The 21497-nt window shown below is 62.5% G+C and carries 21 protein-coding genes; 10 read left to right on the top strand and 11 right to left on the bottom strand.

Going from position 1 to position 21497, the window contains the following annotated elements:
* Positions 1-65: 65 nt before the first annotated feature.
* The gene (locus tag NNA36_RS16445) at positions 66-1421 is read right to left on the bottom strand and encodes a lytic murein transglycosylase (RefSeq protein ID WP_255109002.1); all 1356 of its coding nucleotides are present in this window, start codon (positions 1419-1421) and stop codon (positions 66-68) included.
* Positions 1422-1650: 229 nt separating this feature from the next.
* On the bottom strand, positions 1651-2340 hold the full coding sequence (locus NNA36_RS16440) for a YafY family protein (protein ID WP_255109097.1): 690 nt from the start codon (positions 2338-2340) through the stop codon (positions 1651-1653).
* Between the two features lie 90 nt (positions 2341-2430).
* Here NNA36_RS16440 and NNA36_RS16435 point away from each other — a divergent pair, with 90 nt between their 5' ends.
* Entirely contained in the window at positions 2431-3153 is a 723-nt protein-coding gene (locus tag NNA36_RS16435; protein ID WP_255109000.1) for a glutathione S-transferase family protein, read from the top strand.
* Here the strand turns inward: NNA36_RS16435 and rnr are convergent.
* From rnr to dapE, 3 genes are all read right to left on the bottom strand, one after another.
* Positions 3150-5399: a ribonuclease R gene (gene rnr / locus NNA36_RS16430; protein ID WP_255108997.1), complete on the bottom strand. Its 2250-nt coding sequence runs from the start codon at positions 5397-5399 to the stop codon at positions 3150-3152. The two genes, NNA36_RS16435 and rnr, sit on opposite strands and share 4 nt — an antisense overlap.
* Before the next feature lie 59 nt (positions 5400-5458).
* Entirely contained in the window at positions 5459-6058 is a 600-nt protein-coding gene (locus NNA36_RS16425; protein WP_255108995.1) for a TIGR04282 family arsenosugar biosynthesis glycosyltransferase, read from the bottom strand.
* 91 nt (positions 6059-6149) lie between these two features.
* Positions 6150-7295 (bottom strand): succinyl-diaminopimelate desuccinylase, encoded by a 1146-nt coding sequence (gene dapE / locus NNA36_RS16420; RefSeq protein WP_255108993.1) that lies wholly within the window; start codon positions 7293-7295, stop codon positions 6150-6152.
* A gap of 308 nt (positions 7296-7603) precedes the next feature.
* On the opposite strand from dapE, the gene NNA36_RS16415 reads away from it, so the two are divergent.
* Complete coding sequence (locus NNA36_RS16415) at positions 7604-9169, top strand: Hint domain-containing protein (protein WP_255108991.1); 1566 nt, start codon at positions 7604-7606, stop codon at positions 9167-9169.
* A gap of 14 nt (positions 9170-9183) precedes the next feature.
* The gene (locus NNA36_RS16410; protein WP_255108989.1) at positions 9184-10269 is read left to right on the top strand and encodes a Hint domain-containing protein; all 1086 of its coding nucleotides are present in this window, start codon (positions 9184-9186) and stop codon (positions 10267-10269) included.
* On the opposite strand, the gene NNA36_RS16405 is transcribed toward NNA36_RS16410, so the two are convergent.
* Positions 10270-10638 carry a hypothetical protein gene (locus NNA36_RS16405; RefSeq protein ID WP_255108987.1) on the bottom strand — a complete coding sequence of 123 codons (369 nt, stop codon included), beginning with the start codon at positions 10636-10638 and terminating at the stop codon, positions 10270-10272.
* A 368-nt stretch (positions 10639-11006) separates the two neighbouring features.
* On the opposite strand from NNA36_RS16405, the gene NNA36_RS16400 reads away from it, so the two are divergent.
* The gene (locus tag NNA36_RS16400) at positions 11007-12584 is read left to right on the top strand and encodes a choice-of-anchor L domain-containing protein (RefSeq protein WP_369681683.1); all 1578 of its coding nucleotides are present in this window, start codon (positions 11007-11009) and stop codon (positions 12582-12584) included.
* A gap of 99 nt (positions 12585-12683) precedes the next feature.
* Entirely contained in the window at positions 12684-13760 is a 1077-nt protein-coding gene (locus NNA36_RS16395; RefSeq protein WP_255108985.1) for a transporter substrate-binding domain-containing protein, read from the top strand.
* A gap of 56 nt (positions 13761-13816) precedes the next feature.
* Here NNA36_RS16395 and dapD read toward each other — a convergent pair whose 3' ends face one another.
* Positions 13817-14644: a 2,3,4,5-tetrahydropyridine-2,6-dicarboxylate N-succinyltransferase gene (gene dapD, locus NNA36_RS16390; RefSeq protein ID WP_255108983.1), complete on the bottom strand. Its 828-nt coding sequence runs from the start codon at positions 14642-14644 to the stop codon at positions 13817-13819.
* A 182-nt stretch (positions 14645-14826) separates the two neighbouring features.
* Here dapD and NNA36_RS16385 point away from each other — a divergent pair, with 182 nt between their 5' ends.
* Entirely contained in the window at positions 14827-15663 is an 837-nt protein-coding gene (locus tag NNA36_RS16385; protein ID WP_255108981.1) for a TIGR00730 family Rossman fold protein, read from the top strand.
* On the opposite strand, the gene NNA36_RS16380 is transcribed toward NNA36_RS16385, so the two are convergent.
* Both NNA36_RS16380 and rlmN read right to left on the bottom strand, forming a co-directional pair.
* Positions 15660-15869 (bottom strand): hypothetical protein, encoded by a 210-nt coding sequence (locus NNA36_RS16380; protein WP_255108979.1) that lies wholly within the window; start codon positions 15867-15869, stop codon positions 15660-15662. The two genes, NNA36_RS16385 and NNA36_RS16380, sit on opposite strands and share 4 nt — an antisense overlap.
* Positions 15870-16214: 345 nt before the next feature.
* Positions 16215-17408: a 23S rRNA (adenine(2503)-C(2))-methyltransferase RlmN gene (gene rlmN / locus NNA36_RS16375; protein WP_255108977.1), complete on the bottom strand. Its 1194-nt coding sequence runs from the start codon at positions 17406-17408 to the stop codon at positions 16215-16217.
* 162 nt (positions 17409-17570) lie between these two features.
* Between rlmN and NNA36_RS16370 the strand changes: the two genes are divergently transcribed.
* Positions 17571-17873, top strand: coding sequence for a hypothetical protein (locus NNA36_RS16370; protein ID WP_255108975.1), 303 nt, complete (start codon positions 17571-17573; stop codon positions 17871-17873).
* 5 nt (positions 17874-17878) lie between these two features.
* Complete coding sequence (locus NNA36_RS16365; protein ID WP_255108973.1) at positions 17879-18547, top strand: YafY family protein; 669 nt, start codon at positions 17879-17881, stop codon at positions 18545-18547.
* A gap of 10 nt (positions 18548-18557) precedes the next feature.
* On the opposite strand, the gene NNA36_RS16360 is transcribed toward NNA36_RS16365, so the two are convergent.
* Together NNA36_RS16360 and NNA36_RS16355 are read right to left on the bottom strand one after the other, a co-directional pair.
* Positions 18558-19202 (bottom strand): Hint domain-containing protein, encoded by a 645-nt coding sequence (locus NNA36_RS16360; protein WP_255108971.1) that lies wholly within the window; start codon positions 19200-19202, stop codon positions 18558-18560.
* A gap of 165 nt (positions 19203-19367) precedes the next feature.
* A complete protein-coding gene (locus tag NNA36_RS16355; protein ID WP_255108969.1) occupies positions 19368-19895 on the bottom strand; it encodes an invasion associated locus B family protein in 528 nt (175 codons plus the stop codon).
* 166 nt (positions 19896-20061) lie between these two features.
* Between NNA36_RS16355 and NNA36_RS16350 the strand changes: the two genes are divergently transcribed.
* On the top strand, positions 20062-21057 hold the full coding sequence (locus tag NNA36_RS16350; protein WP_255108967.1) for an asparaginase: 996 nt from the start codon (positions 20062-20064) through the stop codon (positions 21055-21057).
* Entirely contained in the window at positions 21054-21452 is a 399-nt protein-coding gene (locus NNA36_RS16345; RefSeq protein WP_255108965.1) for a VOC family protein, read from the top strand. The genes NNA36_RS16350 and NNA36_RS16345 overlap by 4 nt, the downstream gene beginning before the upstream one ends.
* Positions 21453-21497: the final 45 nt, after the last annotated feature.

Below are 21497 nucleotides of genomic sequence, written 5' to 3'. Positions count from 1 at the left end.
TGAAAAAGAAAAAGGGGCGTGCTGCGCCCCTTTTTCAATGTCGGTATCTGATTCTTGGCCCGGCTTCAGTTCCTGCGGAGCCGTTTGAGCAGGGTCAGGGACGGGTAGCCATCCGGTGTGAGGCCCTGTGCCACCTGGTATGAGCGCACCGCGTTGATGGTGAGCGGACCGATCTTGCCGTCGATCTTCTGCGTGTCAAAACCTGCGCGTGTCAGGCGGCGCTGAAGCTCCATGCGTTCCTTGAAGGTCAGCGCACGGTCGCCGCGGGGCCATTTGCTTTTGATCGCGGGGCCGCCCTTGATCCGGTCGGACAGGTGGCCGACGCCGATAACATAGGCATCTGCGGTGTTGTACTTCTCAATAGCGGAAAAGTTCGAAAAGATCATGAACGCAGCGCCATTGCCGCCCGCCGGCAGCAGGATCGAGCCCTTGCCGTGGCTGTTGGGCACGGCGCGGCCGTTCATGTCGCGGATACCAATCGCCGCCCATTCGGAGGGGGCTTTGATGGTCTTGCGGTTGGCGAGGCTGTAGTTGAAGCCTTTGGGCAGTTTCACCTCGACGCCCCAGGGCTTGTTCCGTTTCCAGCCGGATTTCGCCAGATAGGCGGCGGTAGAGGCCAGCGCATCCGAGGGATCGTCGCTCCAGATGTCGCGTTTGCCGTCGCCAGTGAAATCCACGGCGAAGGTTTGGTAGGACGTGGGGATAAACTGGGTGTGGCCCATGGCACCGGCCCAGCTTCCGGTCATGTTGCGGGCAGAGACATCGCCGTTTTGCAGGATCTTCAATGCCGCAAGCAGCTGAGATTCAAAGAACTTTCCACGCCGCCCGTCATAGGCGAGGGTGGCCAGCGCCTCGATTGTCGGGATGTCGCCGCGATAGGACCCATAGGCGCTTTCAAGGCCCCAGACGGCAACCACGACTTCCTTGTCGACCCCATAGCGGCGTTCGATGGCGTCCAGTTTGCGGTTATGCTTGCGCAGGGCGGCCTTGCCGTTACGGATGCGCGTCTCCGAGGCGGCGCTGTCGAGGTATTCCCAGATCGTCTTGGTGAACTCCGACTGGTTGCGGTCGCGTTGAATCACGTTGGTGTTGTAGCGCACGCCCTTGAAGGCCCGGTCGTAGACCGAGGCCTGAATGCCTGATCTGATGGCCTTTTTCCGAAAGGACTTCTGCCAACGTTGAAAGCCAAGATTGCCTGCGGTTTCCGTGGCTTGTGGCACGGTGGTGATGGATTGCGCAGGCCGCAACACGGGCCGCACGGAGGCCAGCGGCGCATTGGCCGCCACGCGGATCTCGGGGGTGTTCCCTGTCAGCGTTGAGGGGCGTTCAACAGGGCGCAAAGAGGTTGTTGGCGCGCCGGCCTCGGCAAGGGTGCCAAGAGAAAAGGCGCATAGGGACATGGCCAGAACAGAAGGTCGCATCGGTTGCCTCGGTGTTTTTGTTTGGCCAAGTGTACCGCGATTGTTTCCATGCAGGAAGCAATCATGCGGATAGGTACGGGAATTCGCTGAGCAAAGACCCGCCGAAGTGGTTAACGGGATGAAACAGGCCGAAAACGCCTGTCGGTGCAACGTCGGTATTGTGTCGGTATTGCGGAAGTGCGGAATTCGGGATGGGCCGCGTTAATGCGGCGTGCGGGTTAAGGCGGGATTAACAGTTCTCGGCTCGCAGACGGGCCTGAAACTCGCGCAGCATCGGGATGCGGCGCGGCCGGAAAGAGGTATCGGTGACCTCGAGGTCGCGCATCCGGTCGAGGCGGAACACGCGGTAATCCTCGCGCAGGTGGCAGCGGGCCAGAAGGCAGTGGCTTGACTGCATGAAGACAATCGACAGCGGATCGGCGGCCCGCGAGGTATGCGCGCCGGTGGCATCGGCATAGTTGAAGCGGATTGTCACCTCGTCCCATGCGGCCTGTCGCAGGATGCCTGCGTCGATGCCGGGGGGCGGCGGGGGATCAAAGCGTTTGGCCGTGAGAACCGCGTGGCGCAGGCGGTGGGCCTGGGCCTGTGGTAGGCGGGCCTTGAGCTTGGAGAGCGCGGAGTGGGCGGCCTTTGCCAGCGCGGGATCGCCGATTTCCATCACCTCACGCAGGCCGACCACCAGCGCCTCGATCTCTTCGGGGACAAAACCAAGCGGCGGCAGGGCGGCGTCTTCGATCAGGGTAAAGCCAAATCCGGCCTCGCCGTCGATCACCGCGCCAAGCGCGCGCAGCGTGTCGATGTCGCGATAGATGGTGCGTTCGGACACGCCGGTTTCCTGCGCCAGCGCCAGCGCGGTGGCGGGCGGGGGCAGGTCGCGCAGGGCCTGCATGAGCTGAAAGAGACGATCGGTGCGGGGCATGGTGGGGGTATAGTGCATTCTCCTGACAGAAACTGGCAAGAGGGCTTGTTACTCCATCCGGTATCGAAACCCCATTTGGAGACCCCGATCATGAAGCTGATTGTTTTTCACGGCGATGCCCAGTTCCCCACCTATTCCCCGTTTTGCCTCAAGGCGATGTGCCTGCTGGAAATGGCGGGGCAGGCCTGGGAGCCGGAGTATGCGCTTGACCTGTCGACCCTGCCACTTGGCAAGGTGCCGGTGTTGCGGGTGGGAGAGCGCCTTATCCCGGACAGCCATTTTATCCAGGCCTATCTGGAAGAGGAGGCTGGGGCCAATTTCCATCCGGGGCTGAGCGAGGTGCAGAAGGCCGAGAGCCATGCCCTGATCCGGATGGTCGAGGAAAGCCTGCGCCTTGGTCTCGTGCATGATCGCTGGCTTGATCCGGCGGTGTGGCCGGTGATGCGCGAGGGGTTCTTTGCCGGGGTTCCGGTTGAGGCGCGCGACGCGGTGGCCGCCGAGGTTCAGGCGCAGGTGAAGGCGGGCCTGATGTCGGAAGGCATGGCGCGGTTTGCGCCGCAGGACCGGTTGCGCCGCTTGGTGCAGGATCTGGACGCGGTGCAGGTGACGCTGGGCGACAAGGCGTTTCTTTTCGGGGATCGCCCGACGGCGGCGGATGCGGCGATTGCACCGGTGCTGGACATGATCCTTGCCCTGCCCGCGCCGACCGACCTGCGCAAGGCGGCGGAAGGGCGCGCGGTGTTTGCGCCCTACGTGGCACGGGTGCGCGCCTCGATTTATCCGAAAGACGGCGCGCTGCGCGGGGCGGCTTAACGCCGGTTGCGGCTGACTTTGCGCTTGGTCTTGGCGGCCTTTTTCTTGGCACGGCTTTCCTTGCGGCGCACCGGGCCACCCCGTCCGCCCCGCCCTGATCCGGTGGGGCGGGCCTTGCCTTCGATGTCGAGGATTTCTAGCGCGATGCCGCCGGTCACCGGCGCGGCTTCGGTCAGGCGGACGGTGACACGCATGCCAAGGGCGATGGTCAGGCCGGTTTCCGTGCCGCGCAGGGTGTTTTCCTCGGGGTCAAAGCGGAAGTATTCGCGCCCCAGTGAGCGCATCGGCACAAGGCCGTCGGCACCGGTTTCATCCAGTTTCACGAAGACCCCGAAGCGGGCGATGCCCGAGATGCGGCCGGTGAATTCGTTGCCTACCCGTTCCGAAAGATAGGATGCGAGGTAGCGATCTGTGGTGTCGCGTTCGGCCAGCATCGACCGCCGTTCGGTTTCCGAGATGTGGCTGGCGGTGTTTTCCAGCGATTCGATTCCTTCGGGGGACAGGCCGTCTTCGCCCCAGCCGTGGGCCGTGATCAGGGCGCGGTGCACGATCAGGTCGGCATAGCGCCGGATCGGCGAGGTGAAATGCGCGTAGGATTGCAGGGCCAGACCGAAGTGGCCGAAATTCGACGGGCTGTAATAGGCCTGTGTCATCGAGCGCAGGGTCGAGAGGTTGATCAGTTCGGCGTCTTCCGTGCCGGCGGCGGCATTCAGGAGGGCGTTGAGGTGCTGGGTCTTGAGCACCTGCCCCTTGGCCAGCGAGAAGCCCGCGGCATTGGCGGTTTCGCGCAGGGCGTCGAGCTTCTCGGGGTTGGGCTCCTCGTGGACACGGAACAGCAGCGGGGATTTCGCGGCGATCAGGGTTTCGGCGGCGGCCACGTTGGCGAGGATCATGAATTCCTCGATCAGCTTGTGGGCATCGAACCGGTCGCGAAACATCACCGAGGCCACCTTGCCTTCGGGGGTGAGTTCGACCTTGCGTTCGGGCAGGTCAAGATCCAGCGGCTGGCGGGCGGCGCGGGCCTTGGTAAGGGCCTCGTAGGCGGCATAGAGCGGGTCGATCACCTCGTGCATCAGCGGGGCGCAACGTTCGTTCGGGGCACCGTCGCGGGCCTCTTGCACCTCGGCATAGTTCAGCGAGGCGATGGAGCGCATCATACCGCGCACGAAGCGGTGGCCGATCTTCTGGCCTTTGGCGTCGATCTGCATGCGCACGGCCACACAGGGGCGCGGGACGCCTTCGTGCAGAGAGCAGAGATCACCGGACAGGCGGTCGGGCAGCATCGGCACCACGCGGTCGGGGAAATACGAGGAGTTGCCGCGCTTGCGGGCCTCGCGATCAAGCGCCGAGCCGGGGGTGACGTAGTGAGCGACATCGGCGATGGCGACCCAGATCACGTGGCCGCCTTCGTTGCGCGGATCATCATCGGCGTGTGCCCAGCAGGCATCATCGTGGTCACGTGCGTCGGCGGGGTCGATGGTGACAAGGGGCATGTCGCGCATGTCTTCGCGCGCGCCCAGCGGAGCAGGCTTGGCGGCATCGGCGCCTGCGATCACGTCATCGGGGAAATCATCGGGGATGCCGTGCTGGTGAATGGCGATCAGCGAGACCGCCTTGGGGGCCGAGGGATCGCCGAGGCGTTCGACGACCTTGGCGCGGGGCAGGCCGAGACGGCCCTTGGGGCCGGTCTGCTGGGCTTCGACCAATTCGCCGTCGCGTGCGCCGTTGATGCCCTCGGCCAGCACGATCCATTCCTTGCCGTCACCCTTGTCGATTGGCAGGATGCGCCCGCCTTCGGTGGTCTTGCGGAACAGGCCGAGGACGCGGCGCGGGTTGGTGCCGATGCGGCGGATCAGGCGGCCTTCGTAGGCGTGATCCTCGCCTTTCACTTCGGTCAGGCGGGCAAGAATGCGGTCGCCCGCGCCAAGCGCCGGATCAGAGGCGCGCAGGATCAGAAGGATCGCGGGGGCCTCGCCCTCGCCATGCCATTCCAGGGGGCGGGCAAAGAGATCACCATCGGCACCGGGGCCGGAGACCTGAAGCACGCTGACCGGTGGCAGGCGGTCGGGATCGCGGTAGGTTTTCTTGCGTTTCTGCAAATGCCCTTCGGCCTCGAGTTCCTTCAGGAGGCGCTTGAGATCGATGCGCGCAGCCCCTTTGATGCCAAAGGCCTTGGCGATGTCACGTTTCGAGGTGAGGGTCGGGTTTTCGGAAATCCACTCGAGGACTTCTTCTTTGGACGGCATATGCATGTTCCCGCCCTAGCATGGGGCAATCGCCGCGTCATGCGGAAAAGCGGGTTGGTTTACGCGGCGCGATCGGGGGCGGGGGTCAGATCGGCAACGGTATCGACATCGCGCAGGGTGTCGGTGAGGGCGATGGAGAGGCCGGGCAGGGAGGCCATGCTGTCGGCCAGCGCGTGTTCTGTGGACCAGCGGATATTCTGGAAGAGGGTCGCGGGGGCACGTGCGCCGTGCCGCAATCCGACCAGCCAGTAGCCCCCGTCATCCGCCGGACCAAAAACCGCGTCGTGATCGCCAAGGGCGCGGAAGGCGCGGGCGATGTGGGCGGGCTGGATGCCGGGAATGTCGGCCCCGATGATCAGCGTCGGACCGGGCGGCATGGAGCGCAGGGCGCGGGCCATGCGGTCACCAAGATCGCCGGCCCCCTGCGGAATGCGTGGCAGGTGGGCAGGCCAGACGCGGCTTTGCAATCCGGCGTGATCCGGGGCCACCGCGAGGGTGAGATCCCAGCGCGGATCGTCAAGGCGACGCAGCAGGGCACGGCATTGATGGCGGAACCACCAGGCCGCCCGGGTCATGCCGATGTCACGGCCCAACCGGGTTTTCACGCGGCCCGGGCGCGGGTCTTTGACCATGACAACAAGGCTTGGGCGTGGAGGCATCGGGGTGTCCTTTCGGGGCGGTTCGTGCCTGATTAGAGCCGCAAATCCCCTGTTGTCGAGGGCTGTCCGGTCACGTCTGTGCGAGACGATTTCAGGCGAAATAGTCTCGAAGGATGCGGCTGTAGATCTCTTTCAGCTGGTGGATCTGGTCGACGGGGACGTTTTCATCGACCTTGTGCATGGTCTTGCCCACAAGTCCGAATTCCACCACCGGGCAGTGGTGCTGAACAAAGCGGGCGTCCGAGGTGCCGCCGGAGGTAGAGAGTTCCGGGGTACGGCCGGTTTCGGCGGTGACGGCGGCGGCCACCAGATCGGAGAGCGGACCCGGAGGCGTGATGAAACTTTCGCCGGAGATCTTGACGCTGATGCCGATCTCGACGCCGGTGTCTTGTGCCACCTCATCCACCAGCCCCTGCATCCAGTCGGTCAGCGAGGCCCCGCTGTGGGCGTCGTTGAACCGGATGTTCACGGTGGCGCGGCATTCGGCGGGAATCACGTTGGTGGCGGGGTTGCCGGTGTCCATCGTCACCACGGCAAGGGTCGAGGCGTCGAAGTGGTCGGTGCCTTCATCGAGGCTGTGCGAGGACATGCGGTCCATCAGGCGGGCCATGGCCGGCAGCGGGTTTTTCGCGCGGTGCGGATAGGCCGAGTGGCCCTGAATGCCGGTGAAGGTGAAATAGGCGGTGAGCGAACCGCGACGGCCGATCTTCATCATGTCGCCCATTTCGTTCGGGCAGGTGGGTTCGCCGACAAGGCAGACCGCCATCTTCTCGTCTTCGCGATCCATGTAGTCGAGCAGGGCAGTGGTGCCGTCGAGCGCATCGCCTTCTTCGTCACCGGTGATGGTGAGGATGATGGCGCCTTCCGGCGGGGTGGTCTGGACGAAATCAATGGCGGCGGCGGCAAAGGCGGCGACACCGGATTTCATGTCGGTGGCGCCGCGGCCATACATGATGCCCTCTTTGATCTCTGCACCGAAGGGCGGCATGGTCCAGGCGGCTTCGTCGCCGACGGGCACCACATCGGTGTGGCCGTTGAAGCCGAAGGTGCGGGCGTGGCCCTTGGCCCCCCAGCGGGCAAAGAGGTTGGCGATACCACCACGATCAACGCGGGTGCATTCGAACCCGGCATCGGCCAGCAGGCCTTGGAGAAGCACAAGCGCGCCCCCTTCTTCGGGGGTCACCGAAGGGCAGCGGATCAGGTCAGCGGTGAGGGCGGCGGCGTCGGTCTTGGTCATGGCGGTCTCGCAGAGTTTGGCTTGCCCGGCTTTGTGGCACATGGATTTGGCACCGGAAAGCCACAAATCGCCCTGATTGCCCCGCTGCGGGGGCAGGAAGCCCTTAACAAGCGGGCGGGATTTGTGTTTAGTGAGGGCAATAACAAGACCGAGGCAGGTCAACAGCAGCAAGGCCGAAACAGGCCACCCAGAGTGCCCAACCCGTATCGAGCGGTTTCGGGTCACATCGCAGGACAATAGCGCCGGACGCACCGGTGCGCGCAGCTGTATGCAGTGCCTTGGCATGAGAACATGTTGGGGCAGAAGCTATGGCAAGACTTCCGGTAGATCGCAACGCCAGCGATATGGAGATGGCGGAAACCATTTTTGGCGAGGGTGTCACCGTTGTGTCGGCGGACTATACCGGCGACCGGGATTCCTCGGGGGTGTATTCGAACGCGGATTCGGTTTCGCCGGGGGTGGCCCCATCGGACACCGGCGTGATGCTGTCGACAGGCGATGTGCGCTACTTTGCGAACCGGAATGGCCAGTTCAACCAGGACACCAACCAGACCACCAGTTCCAGCGGACCGAACAACGTGTCCGAGTTCAACGCGGTGGCGGGTGCGAACACCTATGACGCGGCCTATCTGGATGTGACTTTCATCCCGACCGGCGACACGATGACGATGCAGTTCGTCTTTGCCTCGGAGGAGTACCCGGAGTACGTCAACTCGATCTACCAGGATTTCGTGGCGGTCTGGGTGAACGGGGAACTGGTGCCGATGGAGATCGGCAATGGGGATGTTGACCCGGGCAACGTGAATGGCGGCGAGAACCAGAGCCTGTTCGTGGACAACACCAACGATGCCTACAACACCGAGATGGACGGGTTCACCATCACCATGACCCTGACCATGCAGGTCAATCCGGGTGAAGAGAACGACATTCGCATCGCGATCGCCGATGTCTCGGATTCGAGCTATGACTCGAACCTGCTGATCGCGGCGGATTCCGTGCAGACCTCGGTGATTGCCAATACCGACACGGTGAATATCGGGCTGGATGCCACCAAGACGGTGGACCTTCTGGCCAATGACACCAACACCGGCAGCACGCTGACAATCACCCACATCAACGGGCAGGTGGTGACGGCGGGATCTTCGGTGACGCTGGCGACGGGGCAGGTGATCACGCTGAACGCGGACGGTACGGTCACGATTGAATCCGACAGCGACGAAGAAGTGGCCAACTTTACCTACAAGGTCGAGAACGATGTGGGCACCACGGACGTGGGGTTTGTCACCATCAACGCGGCGCCCTGTTTCGTGAAGGGCACGTTGATCCGCACACCGCTTGGAGATGTGCCGGTGGAAGACCTTGATGAGGGTGATCTTGTCGAGACCTTTGATGACGGGGCGCAGCCTGTGCGCTGGGTTGGCCAGCGGACGGTGCCCGCTGAAGGTGCGCTGGCACCGATCCGGATCGAGGCGAATACCTTCGGGGATCACGCGACTCTGGTGGTTTCCCCGCAGCACCGGGTGCTGCTCCGCGATGCGGCGGCCGAGATGCTGTTTGGCGAGTCAGAGGTTCTCGTGAAGGCAAAAGACCTGCTTGGGCATGACCAGGTGTGCCGAGAGACAGGCGGGAGCGTGACCTATTTCCATATCCTGTTCGACAGCCACCAGATCGTGTTTTCGCAAGGTCTTGAGACCGAGAGCTTTTTGCCGGGGCCGCAGATCAACAACCTTTTCGAGGAAGAGATTGTCGAGGAGATCGGCACGCTGTTTCCGGAGCTGGATGTGAAGACGGGCGAGGGCTATGGCCCGGCCGCGCGGCGGACATTGCGGACCTTTGAGGCAGATGTGCTTCTGGGGCGTAGCAAGGTGGCATAGGGGATCACATCAAGATGACCTGGATCGCCATCGCAGATCGCGAAAACGCCCGGTTCGAAGCCCGAGGGCTTTCGGGTGCGCGCGCGGGTGCGGATGATCCGGGGCAGGAATTGCGGCGCGGAAGCCTGTTGCTGGAAACGCGGCTGTCGCCCGACGACCGGCCCCAGCTTCTTCTCGGGCTGGAGCGCGGGTTTGAACATGGCCTGAGTTTCATGCTCAAGGCGCTGCCGGGTGGTGGTGTCACCCTGGTGCACAGCCGGGGCGAGGCGATGCTACATGCCACGTTGCGCCATGACGCCGAGGCGCAGCGTACGGATGTGTTGCGCATCACCTATAGCTGGGATCGCGATCACGACTGGGCGCGGCTTGTGATCGAGCGGCCGGACATGGCCCGCAGTTTCCAGACCATCCTGCGCGGCCCTGTTCGCATGACGCTGGAAGACATTCGGGAAATGGTTCTGAACCCGGCGGCGGGATGGATGTCGGAAGACGTGTGTTTTCTGGCCGCCTCTGACCGGATCGAGCCGATCGGGCCGATGCCGGGGCTGACCGAGGAAACGCCTGTCCTGACATCGCTTGGCATCAGGGCAGTCGGGGCGTTGCAACGGGGCGATCTGGTGGAAACGCTGGAGGGGTCGTTGCAACCGGTGCTGCACGTGGTGAAACGTACGGTTCCGGCGCGTGGCCTGTTCCGTCCGGTGCGGCTCAGGCATCCCTATTTCGGGTTGAAGGCAGATATCGTGGTGGCGCCTTACCAGCGGATCGTGGTGGGTGGCAGCCGGGTTGAATACCTGTTCGGCGCCGAGCAGGTTCTGGTGCCGGCCAGCCATCTTGTCAAAGGCAGTGCCGCAGTGCGGGAGCGCGATCAGACCCTGGTGACCTATTGCCAGGTCGTACTGCCGGACCATCAGGCGGTTCAGACGGCGGGCACCTATGTGGAAACCATGGACGTGGGCCGGATCAGGCGGAAACCGGATATCCTGAAATCAAGCCTGTTTGGGCACCTGCCGCGCAACACCTTGCCCGAGCACCGTGGCGCGGCCTATCCGGTTCTGGGCGACTATGAAGCCATCGTGTTGTCGGAACAGCGGGCGGCCTGATCAGTTGGCGATCTCGTCGCTGGCGTCCATGCTTTCCTCGCCGTTGTAGAACTCGGTCATCTGGGCAACGACCACGGAATTCTCATCCAGTGCACGCTGCATCAGCTCCTGTTCTTCGGCGGGAATGTCGTGGCCCTGTGCCTCGCGCTCTTCCAACGTGCCATAGCCGGTGACATCAAGCGGGGCGAGATCAGCCTGCTTGAGAATGGCCACGGTTTCGCGCACCGCCTCGGCTTCGTCGACGCCGCTGGCATAGATCATCAGCGCCGCGCCGGTTGCCCCTTCGGGCAGACCGTCGCCATCCTTGCGACCGACCTGAACCAGGAGGGTGTAAACCTGTTGGCGGGATTTCTTCTTGGGCTTTTCCATGCGCGGGCCTTAACGCGGGCAGGGGAGAGGCGTCAAGCGCCGTAGCTGTGCGGCCTATCCGAAAGGGTAGGATTTGTATCTATTGCCCGGCATTTTCCTTCCTTCGCGCAAGAGTTTTTCAAGACGCGTGCTGATAGAAAGGGATCGTTCATCCGGGACAGTTCAGAAGTTGGATGAGTGGAAGTTAAGGGTACTGTGGTAGAGCTTTATGAGTGCAATTGGCTGGCCCCGGGTGAACACGAACTCCAGCGTCTCATGGTGGTGATTGTTCGCGTTTCCGCATCAGAGTGTTCCCGACTCAACCAATAGAAGAATCGCCCTTTTCATGCGATGTAGGCTGCAACGAGTAGTGTAAAAAGTATTGAGGTATGAGTATGGTAACGGCTTCCGAGCTGCCGATAAACACGTCCGCTTCTGCAATGGCGATGGCCGAGGCGATGTTCGGCTCAGGTATCACGATCAAATCAGCAACTTACACCGGCGCAACCGAGGCGTCGGGGATTTACTCAAATGGCGATACGGTTGCCCCCAACCTGACGCCATCGGACTCCGGCGTGATCCTGTCGACCGGCAAGGCGACGGACGTGACGCGCGACAGCGGTGATCCGAACCAGCAGGCGAACGAGTCAACCGATTGGAAACTGGCGGGTGATTCCGACCTCGAGGCGATTGCCAGCGCCAAGACCTATGATGCCGCGATCTTCGAGGCCACTTTTGTGCCTCAGGGCTCTGTCCTGACGATGCAGGTGGTGTTTTCGTCGGAAGAATACCTTGAGTACGTGAATTCCGGTTACAACGACGCGGTTGGCATCTGGGTCAATGGCGAAAAGGCCGAGCTGACGGTTGGCGATGGCGATATCACCATCAACAACATCAACACCGGGTCGAACGAGAACCTCTATATCGACAACCCGCAGAACGCCGAAGTTGCCAACACTGAGATGGACGGTTTCACCGTTACCATGACGCTGAAGGCGAATGTGAACCCCGGCGAAGAGAACACCATCAAGATCGCCATCGCCGACGGTGGGGACGGGATCTATGACAGTAACCTGCTGATTGCTGGGGATTCGATCCAGACCGCGCTGGTGGCGGGGGATGATGACCTGACCATCGGCAAGACCGGCGAATACACCTTTGACCTGCGTGACAATGACACCAGTTCGACGGGCGCGACGCTGAACATCACCCATATCAACGGCGAAGAGGTCGTGGTGGGGACACCGATCATCCTGCCGACCGGCGAAAGCGTGACCTTCAATGCCGACGGTACGGTGACGATTGAATCGGACGGGGAGCTTGGCACCAACGTGTTCTCCTACACGGTGGCGGATGATCTCGGAAACACCGACGTTGGTTTTGTGAACCTGACCACGGCACCCTGTTTCGTGGCGGGCACCAAGGTGATCACCGACAAGGGCGAGGTGAACGTTGAGGACCTGTCTGCCGGTGATCTTGTTCTGACCCGCGACAACGGGTTCCAGCCGCTGCGCTGGATCGGGCGCACCACGCGCAAGGCCGATGGTCTGGATGCGCCGGTCTGTTTCGAAGCGGGCGCGCTGGGCCATCATGGTCGGGTCGAGTTTTCCCCCAACCACCGGGTGCTTCTGACCTCGGCGCGGGCCAGCCTTCTGTTTGGCGAGAGCGAGGTTCTGGTCAAGGCCAAGGACCTGGTGAATGACAGCACCATCCGCCGTCGTGCCGATGGATCGGACGTGACCTATGTGCACATCCTGTTTGACCGCCACGAGATCGTGCGCGGCAACGGGCTGGACAGCGAGAGCTATCACCCGGGCGAAGAAACCGTCGGGGCGTTTGATGCCGAGACCCGGGAAGAGATTCTGCGGCTGATGCCGTCGCGCGACTGGTCGAAGGGTTTTGACTATGGTCCAAGCGCACGGATTTCTCTTCGTGGTTTCGAAGCGCGGGCGCTGCTTGTCCAATAACGTGTATTTACTGGTGACGTAGCGCCATGCCGCGTTGACCCTGCCGCCATGACGGGCCATGAAGGAAGACGGTCCGAACAAATGGGATGGGTTGGGTCTATGAAAATCGTGAAGACCGTCACGCTTGCCGTGGCGCTATTGGTATCCGTGGTTCAGGCGTCTTTTGCGCAGAGCACGGACTCCTTAGTCTTCTCGTCAGTACACCGCCCGCCCTTTGCCATTCTCGATGAGGGCGAGGCGACCGGCTTCAGCATCGACCTGATGCGCGAGATCGCGACGCGCCTTGGCCACGAGGTGCGCTTTGTGCCCTCGCCGACGTTTGGCGAGATGCTGGACCAGGTGCGCAATGACAGCGTCGATGGCGCGATTGCCAACATCTCGATCACCGCGGCCCGCGAAAGCGAGATGGATTTTTCGCTGCCGATCTTTGAAAGCGGATTGCAGATCATGCTGCCGCGCGAAGAGGGCACCTTTCAGCAGATCGGCGTTCTGATGACCCGAGAAATCCTGTTCCTCGGGCTGATCGCGCTGGGCGTGCTGTTCGGTGGCGGCATGTTGATGTGGGTTTTCGAACGGCGACACCAGCCGTTTTTCGACCGCTCTGCCAAGGATGCGATGTTCCCGTCTTTCTGGTGGGCGCTGAACCTTGTGGTGAACGGCGGTTTCGAAGAGCGGATGCCGATGTCGCGCTTCGGGCGGTTCTTTGCGGTGGTTCTGGTGGTGTCGAGCCTGTTTGTGGTGTCGGTCTTCGTGGCGACTATCACGGCGGCGGTGACGGTGGATGCCCTGCAGTCGAACGTGGATTCGATCAACGACCTGGACAACCGGACCGTGGCCACGGTGAGCGGCTCGACCAGCTCTGAATTCCTTGCCGGGCGCCAGATCGACTATGTCGGCCATGATGATCCGCAAAAGATGCTGCGCGCCTTTGCCACCGGTGATGCGGATGCGGTGGTCTTTGACGGCCCGATCCTTGCCTACTATGCGCAGGGCGAAGGGGCCGGCAAGGCGCGCCTGATTGATCGGGTGTACCGGCCCGAGAACTACGGCATCGCCCTGCCCACCGGCAGCATGATGCGCGAGCCGATCAACCGCACCCTGCTGGAGTTGCAGGAGGACGGCACCTATAACGCGCTTCTGGAAAAGTGGTTCGGGGCGACCTACCGGGCGGATTAAAAAAGCCGCGCGAGACGGGTCTCGCACGGCTTTGACTGTCAGGCTGGCGTCCGGGATCAGTCGCGCAGCAGATCGTTGATCGAGGTTTTCGAACGGGTCTTGGCGTCAACGCGTTTCACGATCACAGCGCAGTAGAGGTTGATGCCGTTCTTCGAGGGCATCGAGCCCGCAACAACAACCGAACCTGCCGGCACTTCGCCGTACATTACTTCGCCGGTTTCGCGATCGACGATCTTGGTCGACTGGCCGATGAAAACACCCATGCCAAGGACCGAGCCTTCGCGCACGATGCAGCCTTCGACAACTTCCGAACGGGCGCCGATAAAGCAGTTGTCCTCGATGATGGTCGGACCGGCCTGCATCGGCTCCAGAACGCCGCCGATGCCGACGCCGCCGGAGAGGTGCACGTTCTTGCCGATCTGCGCGCAGGAGCCAACGGTGGCCCAGGTGTCAACCATGGTGCCTTCGTCAACGTAAGCGCCGAGGTTCACGAAGGAGGGCATCAGAACCGCACCCGGCGCGATGAAGGCGGATTTGCGGACAACGCAGTTCGGCACGGCACGGAAGCCGGCTTCTTTCCACTCGTGGTCGCCCCAGCCCTTGAACTTGGAGTCGACCTTGTCCCACCAGCCACCGCCCTGCGGGCCGCCGTCGTGGATTTCCATGTCCTTGATGCGGAAACCAAGGAGGACGGCTTTCTTGGCCCATTGGTTCACGTGCCAGTCGCCGTTTTCCATCTTCTCGGCAACACGCAGTTTGCCCGAATCCAGCGCGTTCAGCGTGTCTTCGATGGCTTCACGGGTTTCACCGCCGGTCGAGGGGGTGATGGTATCGCGGGCTTCCCACGCGGCTTCGATGGCGGCTTCAAGTTGCGCGTTCGACATGTTTTCAAGGCTCCAAGGTTCAGGATTCGCGACTTTCTAACGGCATCGGAGGGGTCTGGCCAGTTCACAATGCGACGCGGCGGGCGTGCAGACCGGCAAAATGCGTCACGGGGGTGTCACTGGCCAAGGGCGGGCATCTGGGATACGCCTGAAAGAAAGTGTCGAACAGGAAAGTACCAGTGATGAACGAACAGAGCCGCCGCAACCCGCTGCCGAGCGCCCATACGGATGCCGATACCGCCAGCCACGTGCCGCAGACGCCGCAGACCATGTCGCCGGCTTACCGGCTGGCCTATGCGGATCAGGATTTTCTGTGTCGGGACGAAATGCGGTCGGTGCGGCTTCAGCTTGAGCTGCACAAGCCCGAGCTGGAATTGGTGGACCAGGGGGTCGAAGGCACCATCGTGATGTTCGGCGGCGCGCGCATTCCGGAGCCTGCCAAACGTGACACCGCGCGTACCGAGACGCTGGCCAACTTGTCGAAGTATTACGATGAGGCGCGCGAGTTTGCCCGGCTGATGACCCTGCGCAGCGATGGCAAGACCAACGTGATCGTGACGGGCGGTGGCCCCGGTGTGATGGAGGCCGGCAACCGTGGTGCGATTGATGCGGGTGGCAAGTCGATCGGTCTGAATATCGTGTTGCCGCACGAGCAGGCGCCGAATGAATTCGTGACGCCGGAGCTGTGTTTCAACTTCCACTACTTCGCGATCCGCAAGATGCATTTCCTGATGCGGGCGCAGGCGATCTGCTGCTTTCCGGGCGGGTTTGGCACGCTTGACGAGATGTTCGAGTCGCTGACCCTGATCCAGACCGGGCGCATGGAATGCGTGCCGTTCCTGCTGTTCGGGCGCGACTTCTGGGAGAAGATCATCAACTGGGAGGCGCTGGCGGATGCGGGCACCATCTCGGCGGACGATCTCGAGCTGTTCCGTTTCGTGGAGACGGCCCAAGAGGCGATCGAGGTGATCGACAGCTGGGGCGACTGTGCCCCGCGGGATGTGATCCCGGGCCGTTAGTGGATCTGCGAGGGAAGCACGCCCAGTTCGGTGCCCTGCGGCAGCTTGGTGACGACCTGGGCGCCTTTGACGTCCTTGATCGCATAGCCGTAGCCGGCAAGACGGAATTTCCATTCGCGGGTGCTCAGCGCTTTGCTGCGCTCGCGGGTGATCAGGTCGAGGGTCGGCGAATCGATGCAAGCGCCGCCAATATCTGCATGTGCCATGGGTCGTTTCCTTCCAAAGGTTAACTGTTCACAGTTTGGAAACTGACTGTTGATCTGGGCGGTTTTCTACCGGAAATGAGGAAAGTTTGGGGCAGGTGCGGGGGGCTTTGCCCCCCCACGGCGCCCCCACCCGAAGGGCGGTTGCGCCGCTCCCCCCCAGGGTATTTTTCCAAGAAGAAGCAAGGTTTCCCTAATCCCGACCATGTTCAATACTTACGCGGTACAGGCTGGGGAGCCGATGGCCGCCCAAGGAGAAGACGCCCCGAACTCCGCTTTGGAATTCGGGGCGCATCTTTTCTTCTTGGGGCAAATACCCCGGATCGCGAGGCAGCGCCTCGCAAAATATCAGCTGCCAGAGAGGCCCGCTTCGGCCTCGATCTGCTTGCGCGACTTGCGGGCGCGTTCGGTGGCCGATTTCAGCTGGCCACAAGCGGCCATGATGTCTTCACCGCGCGGAGTGCGGATTGGCGAGGCGTAGCCGGCCTGGTAGATGATGTTGGCAAAGGCGCGGATGCGGTTGTTGGACGAGCGTTTGTAGGGCGAGCCGGGCCATTCGTTGAACGGGATCAGGTTGATCTTGGCCGGGATGTTGTGGCGCTTGATATGGTCGATCAGGCGGTGGGCGTCTTCGTCGCTGTCGTTCACGCCGGCCAGCATCACGTATTCAAAGGTGATGCGTTCCGAGTTCGAGGCCTTGGGATAGGAGGCCAGCGCCTCGAGCAGGGTTTCAATGTTCCAGCGTTTGTTGATCGGCACCAGCACGTCGCGGGTTTCATCAGTGGTGGCGTGGAAGGAGATCGCCAGCAGGCAGCCGATTTCCTGTGCCGTGCGGGCGATTTCCGGCACCACGCCGGAAGTCGACAGCGTGATGCGGCGGCGCGAGAGCGAGATGCCCTCGGGGTCCATCGCGATCTTCATCGCGTCGCGGACGTTTTCGAAATTGTAGAGCGGTTCGCCCATGCCCATCAGGACGATGTTCGACAGGAGGCGGGTTTCATCCTTGGGCGCGCCGCGTTCGGGCCATTCGCCAAGGTCGTCGCGGGCCATCATGATCTGGCCGACGATTTCGGCCGCGGTCAGGTTGCGCACGAGTTTCTGGGTGCCGGTGTGGCAGAAGGAACAGGTGAGGGTGCAGCCGACCTGCGAGGAGACGCAGAGGGTGCCGCGATCTTCCTCGGGGATATAGACGACTTCGACCTCGTGGCCGCCGGCAATGCGGACGAGGTATTTGCGGGTGCCGTCTTCGCTGACCTGTTTGCTGACCACCTCGGGCACGGCGACTTCGAACTTTTCGTCGAGTTCGGCGCGGTAGGCCTTGGAGAGGTTGGTCATCTCGTGGAAGTCACGCACGCCCCATTGGTAGATCCACTGCCAGATCTGGCCGGTGCGCATCTTGGCCTGTTTCTCGGGGGTGCCATTGGCGATCAGGACGTCGCGCATGGCGTCGCGCGTCAGGCCGACAAGGTTGATCTTGTCGCCTTCGGGCGTTTTCCGCGGGATGGTCATCACGTCCTGCGTGATCGGTGCGCTGGCGGTCATGGGCTTTGGGTCCTGGGTGTGAAATCAGACGCGTCAGATATACCATTAGCACGAAATTGCAAGAAAACCTGGCAATTTTGGTTTCATGTGTGGCCAACTGACAGACCCTGTCAGTTGGGGGCTGTCATGAGGGCGGCATCATAACTGAAAAGGAGACATGTGATGTCAGTCATCGAAACCGTTCGATTTTCCCTCAACCCCGGCATTGGTGCCGAAGAGATCAAGATGGCCTGGTGCGGCAGCGAAGGCTTTGTGCGCGCGCAGCCGGGGTTTCAGCGGCGGCGGCTTGTCGAAGGGGAAGACGGCACCTGGCAGGATATTGTTGAATGGCAGGACATGGCGAGTGCCAAGGCCGCCAGCGCCGCCTTTGATCCCGAGGCGCATCCGGAACTGGGGCAGTTGATGGCGGCGATTGATCCGGGCACTGTGCAGATGAGCCACGCCACCGTTCACGGAGAAATGTAACCCCGATGCGCCGGACCGATCGTCTTTTTGATCTCATTCAGGTGTTGCGCGACGGGCGTCTGCACAAGGCGCAGGACCTGGCTGAGCGGATGGAGGTATCGGTCCGGACCATCTATCGCGACATGGATTCGCTGGTGGCGAGCGGCATCCCTGTCGAAGGAGAGCGCGGCGTGGGTTATCTCTTGCGCGCGCCGGTGTTCCTGCCGCCGATGTCCTTCACGCAGATCGAGTTGGAGGCGCTGCACCTTGGGGCGGCGCTTGTGCGACAGACCTCGGACCCGGAGTTGCAGCAGGCGGCGGCGCGGGTGCTGGGCAAGGTGGATGCGGCAATGCCGGAACCGGAGGCCGCGCCCGACAGCGGTGTTTCTGTCTATGCCTCGCCCGAGATCGAGGCCGGGTTTGCCCACATGCCGGTGATCCGGTCCGCCATTCGTGGCCGTGAAGTGCTGGCGTTGAAATACAGGCGGTTGGATGGGGTGGGCAGCACGCGGCATGTCTGGCCGCTACAGTTGGAATACTGGGGGCGCGTCTGGACGATGTGCGCCTGGTGCGAGTTGCGCGAAGGTTTCCGGGTGTTCCGGGTGGACAGGATCGAGGCGACCCTGCCGACAGGGCGGTTTTACGAGGATATGCCGGGGCGGACACTGCGCGATTACCTCGCGCAGTATGACTAGCCTGACGGGCTCAATGGCGGCGGTGGCTGGCCATCGCGCTTTGGGCCTCGGTCCGGTCAAGGCGGCGGCGGGGGGCGCCACCGGCTCCGGCGAGGTGGGTGAGTTCGGGGAACAGGGCGATCATGGCGTCGCGGGCGGTGCAGGCGAAGGCATCGAGCGAGCCGCCGGGATGCACGCTTTCGACCTGAAGGCCGTCGGCGACGATGATCTCGCTCTGATCAAACAGTACGAGATGGTATTCCGCGTCGGGCACATAGGTGACCTGCGAGATGCCGTGCCAGCCAACAAGGTGACGGGCTGGGATCAGAACCTCGTGCGAGGCAAAGAGATCCTTGAAGGCCGCGCCGCGCAGCCAGAGGCGCTGATCGGGGGCGACATAGAGATCGCGAATCGGGACATTGCGGCCAAGCGCGCCGCGCGGGATTTTCACCGGGGCCTCGTCCGAGGTGAGGTGGCTGTCGACTTGGAGAACGCCGATCCAGCGCACGGTGGCAAGACCGCGATCGCGCGAGACAACGCGGTCTCCGGCCTGAAGGTCTTCGACGGGAATCTCGCCGCGTTGCGTGGCAATCATGGTGCCGCGCAGGACGCACGGCAGACCGGCTGCGGATACGGGTTTGGGTTCAGGCAACGCCTGTTGCGCCTGTAGTTTCACTGCTCTGCCCCCCTTTGACGGTTTGCCCGGCCGTTCGTGCGGCCGATGTCCCCCGTGGGTGTGCCTGTTATATGGGCCCTTTGTGGGTCCCGGTGCGCCCTTACTTTGGGATGCACTTGTTATTGTGGTGCCATCGGGCGCGGGCGTCCGGATGGCGGGGCTGACTTACTTACACTGTTTGTCAGCTTCTTCGACGGCGGCGGTGAAACCGAGCAGCGAGAAGCTGTCTTCGGTCTTGGTGCCGCGGGCCGACATGGCGGTCAGCTTGGCCTTGGAGCCGCGTTTCATGGCGGTGACGATCTTGGCGTCATCGGCGGTCGAGGCAGGCCAGGCCCATTCACCTTCGGTGAACAGTTCGAAGCTCTGGCCGTCGATATTGAGGTTCACGGTCGAGCCGCCCTTGAACGGGTAGCCGCCGGTAAAGCCGACCTGGCCAGCGACATTCACCTCGGGGCGGAAGACCACCATGAACAGGATGTCGGAACGGCGCACGGCCACGACGTTGCCATCCTTGGTGTTCACGCTTTCCTCGGCGGTGGAAACGGCCCAGCATTCCTTGGGGCTGTTTTCCTTGAAAACGCTCCACGAGGTCATCGCGGCGATCTGGTTCGTGCTTGCCTCCTGCGCATGCGCAGCGAATGCACCCAGTGCCATCGTTGCCGTGGCAACAAGTTTCACAAGACGTGATCCCATATAAACAGCCTCCAAGCTGTGCTTTGCCTCTGGTTGTTCCGTCTCGGGCTTGTTGCCCGTTTTTGTCCCGCGGAACATTTCTTTCTCGATACAATCATATTAGCCTGATTTGGCCAGTGGGGAAAAGACCTGTTGGCACAAATTTGCCCATATGAACGAGTGAAACATGACTGAACCTGTCCCGATGGTAGAGCTTTGGCGCGGACCGTTCCTTGAAAGTGTGCATCGCGGCCACGCGGTGGTGTGCGACGCAAGCGGCCAGATTGTCGAGGCCTGGGGCGATCCCGAGGCTGTTGTGCTGCCGCGATCGTCTTCGAAGATGCTTCAGGCGCTGCCCCTGATCGAAAGCGGGGCGGCAGATGCGGCGGGGCTGACGGATGAGCAGCTGGCACTGGCCTGTGCCTCGCACAACGGGGCCGAGATCCATTCGGTTCGGGTGAAGGCGTGGCTGGCGGATCTTGGGTTCAGCGACGAGGATTTCCGTTGTGGCCCGCAGGAGCCGCGCGATATCGAGGCGCGGGACGCCTTGATCCGCGAAGGCAAGCCGGTGTGTCGCTATCACAACAACTGTTCGGGCAAGCATTCGGGGTTCCTGACGCTGACCAGACATCTTGGCGCCGGGCCGGAATATGTTGATCCCGACCATCCGGTGCAGGTGGCGGTAAAGGCGGCCTTTGAGGAGGTCACTCAGGAGGAGACGCCGGGGTTCGGGATTGATGGCTGTTCCGCCCCGAACTTTGCCACCACCATGCACGGCATGGCACGGGCGATGGCCTTTTTCGCAGCGGCGGATCGCGAGGGGAGCACGCGCGAAAGAGCGGCGGCGCGGTTGCGCGATGCGATGGCGGTCTATCCCGAACTGGTGGCGGGCGAAGGGCGGGCCTGTACGGAACTGATGCGGGCGATGGATCACAAGGTGGCGGTGAAAACCGGGGCCGAGGCCTATTTCATCGCGATCATTCCCGAGAAAAAGATGGGTGTGTCGGTCAAGGTGGTGGACGGTGGCACCCGTGGCGCGGAATGCGTGATGGCGGCAATTCTCGTGCGTTTGGGCGTGCTGGACGCGGCCCATCCAACGGCGCAGAAGTTCGTGAACGGGGCGATCCGCAATTGGGACGGTTTGGTCACCGGACGCATGAAGCCGACGGCGGCCCTGTTGTGAAGCCGGTGCTGTCGTCGCTTGATCATCTTGTGCTGACCGTCGCCGATGTGGCGGCGACGCGCGCGTTTTATTGCGATGTGCTTGGCATGGAGGCGGAAGAGTTCCGCCCTGCCGACGGGACGGTGCGCTGGGCGTTGAAGTTCGGGGCGCAGAAAATCAACCTGCACCAGAGCGGGGCCGAGTTCGAACCCAAGGCAGCGCGGGTGATGGCGGGATCGGCCGACTTGTGTTTCCTGAGCGAGGTGCCGTTTGCGGAGTGGCAGACGCATTTGGCGGCCAGGGGCATCGAGATCGAGGAAGGCCCGGTGCGCCGGACGGGGGCGACGGGGCCGATCCTGTCGGTCTATCTGCGCGATCCGGATGGTAACCTGATCGAGGTCAGCAACCGGATTTAGCGGGCGCAGCCCGGCGGGACCGCCGGGCGGATGTTTGCAATGCCG

It is taken from the genome of Shimia sp. CNT1-13L.2 (assembly GCF_024331145.1).
In the GTDB taxonomy this organism is placed as follows: domain Bacteria; phylum Pseudomonadota; class Alphaproteobacteria; order Rhodobacterales; family Rhodobacteraceae; genus Shimia.
Note: the sequence above shows the minus strand (reverse complement) of the source record. Positions and strands in the feature narration are given on the sequence as shown.